General features: G+C 72.2%; 11 protein-coding genes. 6 read left to right on the top strand and 5 right to left on the bottom strand.

Annotated features, from left to right (window positions below; all coding sequences use genetic code 11):
• Positions 1-179 precede the first annotated feature (179 nt).
• From IF55_RS09295 to IF55_RS09305, 3 genes are all read left to right on the top strand, one after another.
• Positions 180-1,580 (top strand): cytochrome P450, encoded by a 1,401-nt coding sequence (locus IF55_RS09295; protein ID WP_030882395.1) that lies wholly within the window; start codon positions 180-182, stop codon positions 1,578-1,580.
• A complete protein-coding gene (locus IF55_RS09300; protein WP_048831792.1) occupies positions 1,577-2,929 on the top strand; it encodes an MFS transporter in 1,353 nt (450 codons plus the stop codon). Before IF55_RS09295 ends, IF55_RS09300 begins: the two co-directional genes overlap by 4 nt.
• 85 nt (positions 2,930-3,014) lie before the next feature.
• Complete coding sequence (locus tag IF55_RS09305; protein ID WP_157854359.1) at positions 3,015-4,133, top strand: aspartyl/asparaginyl beta-hydroxylase domain-containing protein; 1,119 nt, start codon at positions 3,015-3,017, stop codon at positions 4,131-4,133.
• Positions 4,134-4,502: 369 nt separating this feature from the next.
• Here the strand turns inward: IF55_RS09305 and IF55_RS09310 are convergent, their stop codons facing one another.
• Complete coding sequence (locus IF55_RS09310) at positions 4,503-5,996, bottom strand: AMP-binding protein (protein ID WP_030882403.1); 1,494 nt, start codon at positions 5,994-5,996, stop codon at positions 4,503-4,505.
• 381 nt (positions 5,997-6,377) lie between these two features.
• On the opposite strand from IF55_RS09310, the gene IF55_RS09315 reads away from it, so the two are divergent.
• Positions 6,378-7,268, top strand: a complete 891-nt coding sequence (locus IF55_RS09315) for a LysR family transcriptional regulator (protein WP_030882406.1) — start codon at positions 6,378-6,380, stop codon at positions 7,266-7,268.
• Positions 7,269-7,488: 220 nt separating this feature from the next.
• Here the strand turns inward: IF55_RS09315 and IF55_RS09320 are convergent, their stop codons facing one another.
• Positions 7,489-9,144 carry an MFS transporter gene (locus IF55_RS09320; RefSeq protein WP_048831794.1) on the bottom strand — a complete coding sequence of 552 codons (1,656 nt, stop codon included), beginning with the start codon at positions 9,142-9,144 and terminating at the stop codon, positions 7,489-7,491.
• Positions 9,145-9,276: 132 nt separating this feature from the next.
• Here IF55_RS09320 and IF55_RS09325 point away from each other — a divergent pair, with 132 nt between their 5' ends.
• Positions 9,277-10,281 carry an Lrp/AsnC family transcriptional regulator gene (locus IF55_RS09325; protein ID WP_030882411.1) on the top strand — a complete coding sequence of 335 codons (1,005 nt, stop codon included), beginning with the start codon at positions 9,277-9,279 and terminating at the stop codon, positions 10,279-10,281.
• Entirely contained in the window at positions 10,278-11,132 is an 855-nt protein-coding gene (locus tag IF55_RS09330; protein WP_342668291.1) for a rhomboid-like protein, read from the top strand. Before IF55_RS09325 ends, IF55_RS09330 begins: the two co-directional genes overlap by 4 nt.
• 76 nt (positions 11,133-11,208) lie before the next feature.
• Here the strand turns inward: IF55_RS09330 and IF55_RS09335 are convergent, their stop codons facing one another.
• The 3 genes from IF55_RS09335 to serS all read right to left on the bottom strand — a co-directional run bounded on the left by IF55_RS09335 (position 11,209) and on the right by serS (position 14,366).
• Positions 11,209-11,916, bottom strand: a complete 708-nt coding sequence (locus tag IF55_RS09335; RefSeq protein ID WP_048831795.1) for a hypothetical protein — start codon at positions 11,914-11,916, stop codon at positions 11,209-11,211.
• Positions 11,917-12,267: 351 nt separating this feature from the next.
• Positions 12,268-13,092: an HAD family hydrolase gene (locus IF55_RS09340; RefSeq protein WP_030882419.1), complete on the bottom strand. Its 825-nt coding sequence runs from the start codon at positions 13,090-13,092 to the stop codon at positions 12,268-12,270.
• Complete coding sequence (gene serS, locus IF55_RS09345) at positions 13,089-14,366, bottom strand: serine--tRNA ligase (protein ID WP_030882422.1); 1,278 nt, start codon at positions 14,364-14,366, stop codon at positions 13,089-13,091. The genes IF55_RS09340 and serS overlap by 4 nt, the downstream gene beginning before the upstream one ends.
• Positions 14,367-14,401: the final 35 nt, after the last annotated feature.

Below are 14,401 nucleotides of genomic sequence, written 5' to 3' on the forward strand. Positions count from 1 at the left end.
TTTCAAGGCTGCCTCGTACGCGATTGCCCGCCGCACGAAGATGACGGCTCTGGCCGGTTTCTACAAGTACTGATAAACCCCCCTGAATTCAGGGACCCATTCCTTGGGCCGGGGCGGGACCTGCCCCCGCCCCGGCCCAAGGGGCCACTGACCGGAGCCTCGTCCACTGGGGGGAAACGATGAACCGACCGCCAGGTCCGCCCGGCGACCGCCTCGCCGGCAACGGCCCCGCCTACGACCGGGACCGCCTCGGCTTCATGGTGGAAATGTCCGAACGGTACGGAGCTATCTGGTCCTTCGACCGTCATATCGTCGTCGCCGCCGACCCGGCGACGGCCGGCGAAGTCCTGCTGCGGACCAATACCGACTTCGGCGGCGAGGTCGATTTCCTGCACCGGAAGCAGAAGGAGAATGCCGCGACCCAGCGGCAGTGGGCTTCCTCTCGCGCGGCCCGCATGCGCGGAATGCGTCCATCCGCGATGCAGATGAAGATCCCGCTGATCGCCGCCCGGATGGCGGAGGCGATCACCGCCTGGGGCGACGACGGCGACATCGATGTCGTCGCCCGGATGCGGACGCTCACCTCCGGGCTCGGGTCGACGCTCTGCTTCTCGCGGGACGCCCACCTCGTCGACGGGCTGGAACAGGAGCTCTTCGACGCCTTGCTGCCGGTCATCCGGAGCCCCATCGCACTCCCCTCCTGGCTGCCCCTCCCGCGCCACCGGCGCGTCGGCCGTGCCAACCGGGCGCTGGAACGGGCCGTGGGCCGAGTGATCGAGCTGCGCCGCGTGGAGGGCCGGACCGACAGCGACGACCTCCTGGGTGTGCTGGCGAGGCCGACAGGCCGCCACGGCCCGCTGTCCGACCGTGTCACCTGCGAGACCTTGGCGGCCACCTTGCTGGCCGCCCAGAGCGCCCCGTCGTCCGGCTTCGGCTGGACGGTCCACGAACTGACCGGGCACCCCGAGGTCCAAGAGAGGATCGCCGCCGAGGCCGCGGCGGTGCTTCCGGCGTCGGGGCCCATCACCCAGGCCCACTACAGCGGACTGGAGTACACCGCTCGTACGGTCCGTGAGGCGCTCCGCCTGTGGCCCCCGAACTGGGTGTACGCGCGCCACGCCCTCCACCGGACGACACTCGGTGGCTACGTCCTGGAGCCGGGCACCAAAGTGATGGTGCCCTCGTACGTCATCCAGCGCGACGGCCGCTGGTTCCCCGACCCGCTGCGGTTCGACCCGGACCGCTGGCTTCCGGACGGGTCCGGTCCCGCGGCGCCGCAGTACGCCTACCTGCCCTTCGGGGCGGGGCCGCTGGTCTGCATGGGTCTGTCGTGGAGCCTGATCGAGATGACGCTGGCCACCGCCCTGCTGGTGCGGGACTTCACGCTGCGGCCCGTACCGGGCACCACGGTGGTGCCCGACCCCGCCCGTGAACTGACGCCCAGCGGACTGACCGTACGGCTGGCGGCCCGGCGCGACCGCCGGGCCCGGCCCCGGGAGCGTACGGGCGTCGTCGCCGCGGGGGGCACGGGCCGCGTCGCGGACTTCGGCTGCCCCATGAGCAGCGGCTCGGCGCCGTGAGCGGGGCGGCCACTTATGGGACGCTGCTGCGGAATCGCGAGTTCGCCGGGCTTTTCGCGGCGCACACGGTGTCGATACTCGGCGATGTCCTGACCAAGGTCGCTCTCTCCGTCCTCGTCTACGACCGCACGCGCTCCGCGCTGATGGCCGCCATCACGTACGCGCTCGGCTTCATGCCGCAGGTCCTGACGGCGGCGCTCGCGTCCTCCGTGGTGGATCTGGTGCCGGCCCGGCGGCTGATGCTCGTCGGGGACCTCAGCCGGATGGCGTGCGTACTCGTGATGACGGTGCCCGGCATGCCCGTACCGGCCCTGCTGCTTCTGGTGACGGTCTCCGGGGCGCTGTCCCCCCTCTTCCGGGCCGCCCGGCAGACTCTGCTGCCCGAGATCGTGGGGCTGGAGGGCTACGCGCTGGGCCGGTCGATGTTCTCGGCCACGGTTCAACTGGGCCAGACACTCGGCTTTGGGCTGGGCGGCCTGCTGCTCGTCGCTCTCACTCCGCGGTCCGCGCTGCTCATCGACGCCGCCACGTTCGCCCTGTCCATCTCGGCGGTCGTCCTCCTGGTGAGGCCCCGCCCGGCGGGTGCGGCGGGACGGCCCGGCTCCTCGGACGGGTTCGTCCGCGCGACGCTCCGGGGCAACCGCGCGATCCTCGGCGATCCGCTGCTGCGGCGCCTCCTGCTGCTCCAATGGCTGCCGACAGCGTTCATCGTCCTCCCCGAGGGGCTGGCGGCCCCCTATGCCGCGGAGCTCGGCGGGGGCCCTCAAGCCGTCGGCCTGCTCCTGGCCTTCCCCGCCGTGGGCACCGTGCTCGGTGAGGCTGTCGTGGCGCGCTTCTGGGCACCGGCGGAACGCGCCCGCCGGGTGCCCGCCCTCATCCTGCTCGCCGCAGCTCCGCTCCTCTGCTTCGCCACCGCGCCCCCGCTCCCCGTCGCGCTGACGCTCCTGCTCATCAGCGGAGTGGGCACCGCCTTCGCGCTCCCCCTCGACCAGCTCTTCGTCGAGCGGGTGCCCAGTCGGCTCCGCGGCCGTGCCATGACTCTCAGCGGCGCGGGCTCGATCGCCGTCCAAGGCGTCGCGATGGCTGTCGGCGGGCTCATGGCCGACTGGGCACCGATGGCCTGGGTGTTCACCGCCGGGGGGCTCGCGGCTCTCGCGGCGGCGTGCCTCGCGGGGCGGCACCGGCCCTGGCAATCCGGCGCGGACGCTCCGCCACCCGCCCGTCTCCCCGAACCGAAGGCAAGCCGCTCGGCCGCCGAAGCCGACGGCGGGCCACCCGCCGCCGAACTCGCCGCCGGGCCCGCCGGATCTCCGCACCCCACCCACCCGACCCCTCCCGCCGAAAGCTAAAAGCCGGAAGCCGGAAACCGAAAGCCGGAAACCGAAAGCTGAAATCCGAAAGCTAGAAGGCTGAATCGAAAGGTGATGGCCGCTCGTGTCCCCTCGAACCCGCCCGTCGATGCCCGAGGCCCCCTGGTCCCATCTTCCTCCCGCCGCGCCGCTGGACCTCGCCGTGGATGCCGTACGGCTCGCCGAGGAGGTCGCCGCCCTGTCCGACCTCACCTGGCGGGCGAACCGCCCCGTGAGCCAGAGCGGGCTGGGCGCCGAGGACGCCTTCGACTGGAAGATCATCCCGTTGCGCGGCCCGGGAGGCAGCGCCCGGCGCACCGACCCCGGCGGCGCCGGCCTCGAAGACCACCGCGACACCGCCGCGCTCGCCCGGTGCCCCTACCACGCGGAGGTCCTGTCCCAAATCCCCGCGCCACTGCACAGCGTGCGCCTGATGGCGCTCGGCCCCGGAGCGGAAACCCACGAACACCGGGACGGCCGCACCAATTTCCCGTGGGGCTCGCTGCGCCTGCACATACCCGTCGTGACCCAGCCCGGAGCCGAACTCGTCGTCGGCGGGCGGACGTACCACTGGCCGGCGGGGCGGCTGTGGTACGCGGATTTCGACCGCCTCCACGTAGCCCGGAATCGCAGCCCACGACGGCGCGTCCACCTCGTCGTGGACTGTGTCCCCACCCTCGCGCTCATGGCGCTCTTCCCCGCCGACTTCCGCGCCCAACTGCCGTGGAGCGACGTGCTGCTGGCACGCGAGACCGTGCCGCTGCAACGCTTCGAGCAGGAGGACCTGTGCTGCGAGATCGACGTACCAGCCAACTTCCCCGACTGGTCGGACGACTCCGGCGCCGACCCGGCGCACAGCCTCCCCGGGGCCGTACAGATGGTGGACGACAGGCTGGTGTTGAGCATCGCGGGGGAGCCCCGCTTCGGCCTGGTCCACATCGGCAACGCCGAATTCCGGCTCCAGGGCTGGACCGACGAACGAACCGTGGCTCTCGATCTCATGCGCCCCGACCCGGTGGCCCGGTTCCGTGTGCGCCGCGGCCGGTTCACCGATGAGCAGGTCAGGGTCGTGCGCAGCGTGCGTTCGCCGTCCATCGGCCCCACGTGTTCTCCAGCCACGCGTTCTCCGGCCATCGGCTCCACGCGTTCTTCGGTCATCGGCTCCGTGCGTTCTTCGGCCATTGAGTCCGGGGCCGTGGCGTGATGCGGGCGAGGCTGGGGCGCCGCGGCGTGTTTCCGGCGCCCTCGGGCCCGGAGGCTGATCGCGACGGGGACGCGAGGGCGGGCGGGCCCCGGGCGCATGGCAGGGGGCGGGCGGGGAGTGCCGTCCGGTGGGGCGCGGTGGCGGCGACCGGAGCGGCCGCGGGGGCCTGCGCCGTCATCATGGCCCAGAAAATCCTCCGGAAACGGCGCCTGGGCAAGATCCAAGAGGTTCTCGCCCAGGCGCCGCTGCCCTCCCGCACACCTCGAACGGCTCCGGCACCCCCCTTGTGGTGACCACCGGCCCCGCCCTCATGATGGCCACCGGAACGGAACGGCCGCGTTGCCGCGCGCTTCGGCTACAGTCCCGGCGTCACTTGCCCAACGTCGTGCGCAGCAGTTTCTTGTCCGGCTTGCCGACGGAGGTCAGGGGGATGCGGGGGAGGGGGTGGACGCCGGTCGGGGCGTACATGGGGCCCTTGTGGTCGCGGACGTAGGCGCGGATGAGGTCGGGGTCGACGGTGTGGCCGGGGGTGGGGACGATCGCGGCGTGGACCTGTTCCTCCGCGTCGGGGCCGGGCATGCCGAAGACGGCGCACTGGGCGACGGCGGGGTGGGTGAGCAGCAGGTCTTCCAGTTCGCCGGGGTAGACGTGGCCGCCCACGACGATGATCATGTCCTTGATCCGGTCGACGATGTAGAGGTAGCCGTCGGCGTCCAGGTATCCGACGTCGCCGGTGCGCACCCACCCGTCGCGCAGGGTCTGCGCGGTCAGCTCGGGCTGCTTCCAGTAGCCGCTCATGGTGAGCGGAGTGGCTACGTGGATCTCCCCTATACGGTCCGCGGCCAGCGCGTTCCCGGCCTCGTCGCGGATCTCGACGCGTACGCCGCTCATCGGCCGGCCGACCGTGACCTGGCCGCCGTGGCCCGTACGGCCGTGCTCGTGGGGCCCTACTTCGGTGATCCAGCCCGCCTCCGACTGCCCGTACGCGCCGTAGAGCACCGGCCCCAGCGCCTCCTGGGCCTGGTGCAGGCGGCTCGGCGAGGCGGGGGAGCCGCCGTAGGTGACGCGGCCGAGCGAGGAGAGGTCGGTGGTGGCCAGATCCGGATGGTCGAGGAGTTCGTAGAGCAGCGGGGGCAGCACCCATACGTGCGTGATCCGCTCCCGCTCGATCGCCGCGAGCACCCGGCCGGCGTCGAAGGACCGCTGCAGCACCACCGAGCCGCCCGCCGCCAGCGTGATGTCGGCGAGGACCCCCGAGAGGTGGGCGAGCGAGGTCGCGGCCAGGAAGCGGGCCGGCCGGCCCGCGCCGGTGACCGGGTGTTTCAGGGACTCGGCGTACGGGCCCTGCGCCATGCACACCCCCTTGGGCACGCCCGTCGTGCCGCCCGTCTGCCGGATGGACCAGTCGTCATCGGGGTGCGCCGCGTTCGCCACCGGGTCGGCGGGCCGGCGCGCCGCGCACGCCAGCAGATCGTCGCCCAGCCCACTCGGCCCGAACGATGCCACCGGCACCTCCGGCAGCAGCGCCACCAACTCCCGCGGGCCCTCCGCCAGCTCCGGGTCGACCAGCAGCAGCCGCGTCTCGACGCTCGTCGCGACCCGCGCCAGCACCTCGGGCGCCATGCCCACATAGAGGTAGTCCACGCGCGCACCGAGCAGGTTCGCCGCGTACCGCGCGGTCAGCGCCTCGGGCCGGTTGCCCACCAGCATGGCGACGGTGAAGTCGCGGCCGACTCCGCGCGCGGCCAGTTCCGCCGCCAACCGGTAGGTCTCGTCCCGGAACTCGCCCGCCGTCACGCGCTCGCCGTCCGCCGTCGTCACCACCGTACGGCCCGGCTCCCGCGCCATCTCCGCGAGGATCATCTCCACATAGCTCACGAAACCGGGCGGGGGAGGGGAGGCGGAGGCGGAGGCCGCAGGAGTGCCGGAGGTGGAAGCGGGCGGGGAAGCGGGCGTGGAAGCCGTCGACGTGGTGGTGGCGCTGGTATCGGTACCGCTCATGTGCTGAGACCCCTCTACGAGTTGCGTTGCCGTTCTAGGTGTTGCCGTTCTACGAGTTGTCGTTCTAGCTGTTGCCGTCCGCGAATCGCCGTTCCGCGAGTCGCCGTGCGGATGACGGGGCGGTGTGCGTCCGTAACCGTCCGTCATGGACCGCGAGATCGACGTTAGGTCACGGACCTCATGCGTTCCATGACCAATTCCGCCATGTGATCATGTCCGGAAAGGCATGAGACGAGGACATCCATGGACCTCCTGTCCCTGCGCTGCTTCCAGGTCGTGGCGCGCCACGAGCACATCAGCCGGGCCGCGGCCGAACTGCGCGTCGCCCAGCCCTCCGTGAGCCGCACCATCGCCCGGCTGGAAGCTGGTCTCGGCGTGCGGCTCTTCGACCGCAACGGCCGCCAAGTGCGCCTCAACCAGTACGGCGCCGCCTTCCTGCGCCGCGTCGACCGCGCGCTCGGCGAACTCGACGACGCCCGCCGCGAACTCGCCGACGCGGCCGGCCTCGACCATGGCACGCTCGCCCTCGCCTCCGAGACGCTGCTCTCGCTCACCGGGCTGCTCGCTGAGTACCGCGACCGCCACCCCGGTGTCCGGGTCCGCCTCTTCCAGTCCACGGCCGAGGCCATGAGCCGCCGACTTCGCTCCCGCGAAGTCGACTTCTGCCTCGCCTCGCAACCCCTCACCGGTACCTCCATCGGCTCCGCCGAACTGCTCCGCGAAGACGTGCTCCTCGCCGTCCCCCTCGGCCACCCCCTGGCCGGCCGCGAACACGTCGGCGTACGCGAACTCGCCGACGAGCCCTTCATCGCCACCCGCCCCGGCCACTGGCAACGCGCCCTCCTGGACCGGATGTTCGCCGCCGAAGGGCTCGTGCCCACCATCGGCTGCGAGGGCGACGAGCCCGGCGCGGCCCCGGTGCTGGTCAGCGCGGGCCTCGGAGTCTGCCTCGTACCCGCCATGTCGCGCGGCTCGATCACCAACGCCCCCGTCGCCCTCCTCCGCCTCGACGCCCCCTACTGCCACCGCACCCTCACGCTCGTCTGGCGCCACGACGCCTATATGTCCGCCGCCGCCCGGAAGTTCAGGTCCCTCGCCATGGAACGGAAGGGCCGGCCTTGGCCGGAGCCTTGAGGGGGAGGGAGGGGCGAGGGGGCCGGTAGGGGGCTGGAGAGCCGGTACGGAGCCGGGCGCTGGTACGGCCCCGGGCCCTGGAACGGCACCGGGCGCTCGTACGGTGGTCACGACCGTACGAGCGCCCGCGCGCTCCCCCGCCCGGGGCCCGCGTCCCCACACGCGCCCCGCACCCCCCGGCCTTCGGAATCCCCCGCACCCCCGCTCCCCCACTTCCTTCCTACGCCCCCACCGGCTCCGACTCCGAGCGGGGCGCGGAGCCGTCCCCGCCCCCGGGCCGTGCCGCCGCCGGCCCGGAAGCGGCCCCCGCACCCGACCCCGGCTGCTCGGACGGGCGTACCACCGCCAGGACCACCAGCCCCGCGACCACCGCCACGATGCCGGAGACCAGGCAGATGCGGTCCAGGCCCGCCACGAACGACTCGTGGACCAGGGCCTCGACGCCCTGCCGGGCCGCGCCCGCCGGGGCCGAGGCGACGATGTCGCCGGAGTGGCCGCCGCTGATCGCCTCGGCCGCCCGGCCCGCCGCGTCCGCCGGGAGGGCGTCGCTGCCCGAGATCACGGTGCGGACCCGGCTCGCGAAGACCATGCCCAGGACCGCGATGCCCAGCGCGTAACCCATCTGCCGGAAGGTGTTCACGGCGCCGCTCGCCATGCCGCCGCGCTCCGGCGGGGCCGCGCCGAGGGCGGCGGAGACCAGGACCGGCATGGACATGCCGACGCCGAGTCCGCCGAGCGCGAGGCCCGGCGCGAGCGTCGCCCAGCCCGAGTCGGCCGACAGCAGCAGCGAGTGCGTCAGCGCGCCGGCGCCGATCAGCAGCAGGCCGATGCCGAGCGGGAGCTGCGGAGCGACCCGGTGCAGCACCCGGCCGCCCACGGCGCCCACGACCAGCGACACCGCGGCCATCGGCATCACCGCGAGCCCCGCCTGCATCGGGGACAGCCCCAGCACCGTCTGCAGCCACAGTCCGCCGTACGTGAGGTACGGGAACGCCGCCGCCTGCAGCAGCAGGGCCGCCGCCATCAGCACCGCGAACGACGGGCGGCGGAACAGCTTCAGCTCCAGCAGCGGCTGCCGTGCCCGGCGCTCCACGACGAGGAAGACGATCAGCGCGGCGGCCGCGACCACCAGTGCCGTCACGGTGCCGGAGTCCGACCAGCCGTGCTCGCCGCCGCGCATCAGCCCGTACGTCAGGGCGCCCGCGCAGACCGTGAACGAGATCGCTCCGGGCCAGTCGATGCCCGGCCGTCCGCCGCGCGGACCGGTCGCCTCCAGGCGCGACTCCTTGACCGAACGGAGGGTGGCCCACACCGCGAGGGCGGTCAGCGGCAGGTTGACCCAGAAGATCCACCGCCAGTCCGCGTACTCGGTCAGCAACCCGCCCAGCAGCGGCCCGACCGCCGTCGCGGCCCCGCCCGTACCACCCCAGACGCCGAACGCGACGCCGCGGTCCCGGCCCTGGTAGGCCGCCATCAGCAGCGGGGTATTGGTCGCGAACATCGCCGCCGCCCCCACGCCCTGCACGGCCCGCGCCACGATCAGCACGGTCCCGTCCGGGGCCAGCCCGCAGGCCAGCGAGGACACCGCGAAGACGACCAGCCCCAGGACGTACAGCCGGCGGCGGCCGAAGAGGTCGGCCGCGGAACCGGCCACCATCAGCAGCGCGGCCAGCGCCAGCGCGTAGATGTCCATCACCCACTGGAGTGAGGAGAAGGACGTGTTCAGGCCGTGCGCCATCTGGGGCAGGGCGGTGTTCACGATGGTGACGTCGACCAGCAGCATGAAGTTGCCGAGCGTGATGGCGACGAGCGGCCACCACTTGCCGCGTACCGCGCCGTCCGGGCCGCCGGGCGGATGGCTGCGCGGGTTGTGCATCTGAAGCTCCCGAAGAGAGACGGCCCGTCCACTGCCGCGGGCCCTGTGGACACCACCGTCCGCCGCGCCCCGCCCCCGCTCACAGCCGGCCTCTTCTGGGCGGCGATTTCCGACACCAGTTAGCCTCGTGTGGTGAAAACCGACAGCCGTGACGGACTCGACCTGCGGCTCGTCCACGCGCTCCAGCTCGACGGGCGGGCCCCCTTCAGCCGGATAGCCGACGTGCTCGGCGTCTCCGACCAGACCATCGCGCGCCGCTACACCCGGCTGCGCACCAGCGGCGCGATCAAGGTACTCGGCCTCACCGACCCGGGCGTACTCGGCGAGACCGTCTGGCTCGTACGGGTCCAGTGCACGCCCGACGCCGCCACCCCCGTCGCCGAGGCCCTCGCCCGCCGCGCCGACACCTCCTGGGTGAGCATGCTCTCCGGCGGCACCGAGATCGCCGCCGTCACCCGCGTCGCCAGCGACCGGGACAGCGAGGCGCTGCTGCTGGAGAAGCTGCCGCGCACCCCCCAGGTGACCGGCGTCGCCGCGCACTGCCTCATCCATGAGTACTTCGGCGGCGCCCAGGGGCTCGTCAACAAGTCCGAGTCGCTGACCCCGGACCAGGTCGAGCGGCTGACCGCCTACGAACCGGCGGCGGACCGCGGCACCGGCCCCGCCCCCTCGCTCAGCGCCGCCGACGAACGGCTCTGCGCGGCGCTCGCCCGCGACGGCCGCGCCCCGCTCGCCGAACTGAGCACCGTCACCGGCTGGTCCCAGTCGACCGTACGCCGCCGCCTCGCCGAACTCCGGAGCCAAGGGGCCCTGTTCTTCGACGTCGACTACGCCCCCCGGACCTTCGGCCACGGCACGCACGTCACCCTCATGCTCTCCGTGTCGCCCGCCGCCCTGCACGAGACCGGGGAGGCGCTGGCCCGCCACCCCGAGATCGCCTTCGCGTGCGCCATCACCGGCCCGTACAACCTGATGGCCGTCGCCATCTGCGCCGACGTCAAGGCCCTCTACACCTATCTGACGTCGAGCATCGCCTCGCTCTCGGCCGTCCAGCGGATGGAGACTTCCCCGGTCATCCGCCAGGTCAAGGCAGCGGGCCCGTACTTCGCCGCACCACGGCGGCGCGGCCGGCCATGATCGACGGTGAGCGGGACCGGGGGGAACGGCGGGGCCAGCGGGAATCGCGGGACCACGGGGAACCGCGGGACCAGCGGGAGCACGGTGGCCGGGAAGGGGCCGCCGGCCCGGAGCGGAAGGAACTCGACCCGCTCGCCCGAGGCGCACGGGCCGTCTCCGCCGACTTCCCGCTGAGCGCCCGCGCCGTACGGGCGGTACGGGCATGGGTACGGTCCGCCCCCGGCACCCACATCTGGCTGCTCATCATCGGCATCACCAGCCTGGTGATCGCCGCTGCGAGCCAGGGCCTGGAGACCTTCCTCCTGCACCGCACCAGCAGCAACATCCACGAACTCAACAAGCACCCCTCGCAAGCGCTGCTCATCAGCGGGTTCTGGATCGAGAGCCCGTCCTCGTTCCTCCTCTACGCGGGCCTCTTCGAACTCGTCCACGCCAACGTCGAACGCTGGGTAGGCACCCTGCGCTGGCTCCTCACGGTCGCCACCGCCCACATCGCGGCCACGCTCGTCAGCCAGGAGGTCCTGCTCCTGGCCATCCGGGACCACTCCCTGCCGCACTCCATGAAGCACGTCGTCGACATCGGCGTCTCCTACGGCCTCGCCGCCGCCGCTGGCGTCCTCACCTACCGCTTCCCGCACCCCTGGCGCTGGCTCTACGCCGCCGGCGCGATCCTCTTCTTCGCCCTCCCCCTGCTCGCCGACGCCACCTACACCGACGTCGGCCACGCCATCTCGCTCGCGATCGGCCTCGCCGCCTGGCCTCTGACCCGCGGCCGCCGCCCGTGGCGCTTCGCGCCGTTGTCCGTGCTCCGCCATCTCCGCGGACTCCAGCGCCCCCGACTCCGCCGCTGAACGGCACGGCGGCCCGGCCCCGGCCGAGTGGCCGGAACCGAGCCGCCGTGGTCTCACCCCGTTACCGGCGCCGCTGTCAGCGGTGCCGCCGCCGTCGAGGCGGCGGAGTGAGCGCGGCCAAGCGCTCACTCATCGCGCAGACGACACGGTTCGTGGCGTGCAACCGCCGGTCGAAATCATCGAGCCGGTTGTCGATGCCGTCGAGCCGCTGATCGATGCGGTCCAAGCGCGCCGAGATCCGCCCGATGACCGGCCCCAGCTCCTGCAACGCCGTGCCGACGCCCGCCATACACGCCTCCAGAGCGGTCACCCGCCGGTCGAGCGACGCGTAGCCGGGCGGCGGCTCCTGCTGCCCGCCCGTGCGGTGCGACTCCTCGGTGTCGAGGAGGTACGTACGCACGCGCTGGGCGACGGCGCTGTCGCGGAGCAGCATGGCAGCGTTGAGGACGGCCCTCCGGGTGAAGAGGGTCAGGTTCGAGCGAACCTGTGGATAACTGCGATTCGAATTTCCCTTCGAGATGGACAAGCTGTCCATCTCGAACATCCGCAGGTCATCGCCTCGAACAACGCGAAGCCCGTTGTCCTCCAGCTCGTCGCGGTGGCGCTGTACGACTTTCTGCACAGCCTCCCTGTGGATATCGAAGAACGCGGCCACGTCCTCCGTCGTGATGTGGATGCCGTCGGGGAGCAGCCGCAGCGCTCCCACCTTGTCGAGCACTTCTACGTGCCCCATGACGCTGTCGCGCATCGCGCGCGACTCCAGTAGCGCAGCTTCCGGTGGCATGAGGATGCCTTCCTTGTTCCGGAACGGTTCGGTGGAAGCCCGTATCCAGGGCGCAGGAGCGGAAGCTGCTCACGTGTCCACAAACCCAATGACCGGTTCTGTCGCCCGGCTTTCCTCTACTTCACGAACCCTCGACGCCTCGAACTCCAGTTGCCTCCGCGCACTAGGGACAACGAGCCGACAAACGTACGGTTACTGCGAACAGGCGATCACTCTCGTTGACGGCCGGTTCGGACCCCCCGCCTGAGCTGGGCCGAGGGCCTGTGGATAACTCTGCTCGAAAACCCCTTCGAAGGGACAACGTGTCCCTTCGAAAGCCATTTCGAGCAGTCACCCAGCCCTCACCCGGCCTCAGCCGAAGAGGCGTTCCAACACCACCGCGATCCCGTCCTCCTCGTTGGAGGCGGTGATCTCGTCGGCGACGGCCTTGAGGTCGTCGTGGGCGTTGGCCATGGCGACGCCGTGGGCGGCCCAGCCGAACATGGGGATGTCGTTGGGCATGTCGCCGAAGGCGATGGTGTCGGCGGGCTTCACGCCGAGGCGGCGGGCGGCGAGGGAGAGGCCGGTGGCCTTGGTGAGGCCGAGGGGGAGGAGTTCGACGATGCCGGCGCCGGCCATGGTCACGCCGACGAGGCCGCCGGCGACGGCGAGGGCGATCTCGGCGAGGGCGTCGTCGGAGAGGCTGGGATGCTGGAGGTAGATCTTGTTGAGGGGCGCGGACCACAGGTCGGCGGGTTCCTGGAGGGGGACGACCGGCAGCGGGCCCTCCTGGCTGCGGTAGCCGGGGCCGACGACGACCGCGCCGTCGAGGCCGTCGCGGCTGGCGGCCAGGTAGAGCGGGCCGACCTCCGCCTCGATCTTGGCGAGGGCCAGCCCGGCGAGCTGCCGGTCGAGGGTGACCGAGGTCAGCAGCCGCTGCTCGCCCGCGTGGTAGAGCTGCGCGCCCTGGCCGCACACCGCGAGCCCCCGGTAGTCGAGGGCGTCCAGTATGTGCTTGGTCCACGGCACGGCCCGGCCGGTGACGACGATGTGCGCCGCCCCGGCGCCGGTGGCCAGGCCGAGCGCCTCGCGCGTGCGTTCCGAGACGCTGTGGTCGGCCCGCAGCAGCGTGCCGTCGAGGTCGGTCGCGACGAGGCGGTACGGCAGCGGCAGCGGCGGCGGGGCGGCGGCGCTCACTTGGCGACCGGCTCCAGGAACTCCCGCCCGCCGAGGTAGGGACGCAGGACCTCGGGCACGCGCACGGTGCCGTCGGCCTGCTGGTGGTTCTCCAGGAGCGCGACGATCGTGCGCGGTACGGCGCACAGCGTGCCGTTGAGCGTGGCCAGCGGCTTGACGTGCTTGCCGTCGCGCATCCGGACGGAGAGCCGGCGGGCCTGGAACTCATTGCAGTTCGAGGCGGAGGTCAGCTCGCGGTACTTGCCCTGGGTGGGGATCCACGCCTCGCAGTCGAACTTGCGGGAGGCGGAGGAGCCGAGGTCGCCGGTGGCCACGTCGATGACCTGGAACGGCAGCTCCAGTCCGGTCAGCCACTGCTTCTCCCAGTCCAGCAGCCGCTGGTGCTCGGCCTCGGAGTCGTCCGGATCGACGTACGAGAACATCTCGACCTTGTCGAACTGGTGCACCCGGAAGATGCCGCGGGTGTCCTTGCCGTACGTACCGGCCTCGCGGCGGAAGCACGGCGAGAAGCCCGCGTAGCGCAGCGGGAGCTGCGACGCGTCGATGATCTCGTCCATGTGGTACGCCGCGAGCGGCACCTCCGAGGTACCGACCAGGTAGTAGTCGTCCTTCTCCAGGTGGTACACGTTCTCCGCCGCCTGGCCGAGGAACCCGGTGCCCTCCATGGCGTGCGGACGGACCAGCGCGGGGGTGAGCATCGGTACGAAGCCGGCCGCGGTGGCCTGCGCGATCGCGGCGTTGACCAGCGCGAGCTCCAGCAGCGCGCCGACCCCGGTGAGGTAGTAGAAGCGCGAGCCGGAGACCTTGGCCGCCCGCTCCACGTCGATGGCGCCGAGCGCCTGGCCGAGCTCCAGGTGGTCCTTGGGCTCGAACCCCTCGCTCCCGAAGTCGCGCGGCGTGCCGATCGTCTCCAGGACGGTGAAGTCCTCCTCGCCGCCCACCGGGACGTCCGGGTGGACGAGATTGCCGAGCTGCCGCAGCAGCCGCTGGGTCTCGTCGGCGGCCTCGTCCTGCTCGGCGTCGGCGGCCTTGACGGCGGCGGACAGCTCGCCGGCCTTCTTCAGCAGCTCGGCCTTCTCGTCGCCGGTCGCCTTGGGGATGAGCTTGCCCAGCGACTTCTGCTCGGAGCGCAGCTCGTCGAAGCGCACGCTGGACGACCTGCGCCGCTCGTCGGCGGAGAGGAGTGAGTCGACGAGTGCGACGTCCTCTCCACGGGCGCGCTGGGAGGCGCGAACACGGTCGGGGTCCTCACGGAGCAGGCGAAGGTCAATCACCCCCTCAGGTTACCTTCGCGGGCTTCGGGGTAGCG

It is taken from the genome of Streptomyces varsoviensis (genome assembly GCF_000718635.1).
GTDB lineage: Bacteria > Actinomycetota > Actinomycetes > Streptomycetales > Streptomycetaceae > Streptomyces > Streptomyces varsoviensis.

Excerpts from the sequence above, each read along its gene's own strand:
- IF55_RS09335 (WP_048831795.1), bottom strand. The coding sequence starts at position 11,916 with ATGCCACCGGAAGCTGCGCTACTGGAGTCGCGCGCGATGCGCGACAGC.
- IF55_RS09295 (WP_030882395.1), top strand. The coding sequence starts at position 180 with ATGAACCGACCGCCAGGTCCGCCCGGCGACCGCCTCGCCGGCAACGGC.
- IF55_RS09310 (WP_030882403.1), bottom strand. The coding sequence starts at position 5,996 with ATGATCCTCGCGGAGATGGCGCGGGAGCCGGGCCGTACGGTGGTGACG.
- IF55_RS09315 (WP_030882406.1), top strand. The coding sequence starts at position 6,378 with ATGGACCTCCTGTCCCTGCGCTGCTTCCAGGTCGTGGCGCGCCACGAG.
- IF55_RS09320 (WP_048831794.1), bottom strand. The coding sequence starts at position 9,144 with ATGCACAACCCGCGCAGCCATCCGCCCGGCGGCCCGGACGGCGCGGTA.
- IF55_RS09330 (WP_342668291.1), top strand. The coding sequence starts at position 10,278 with ATGATCGACGGTGAGCGGGACCGGGGGGAACGGCGGGGCCAGCGGGAA.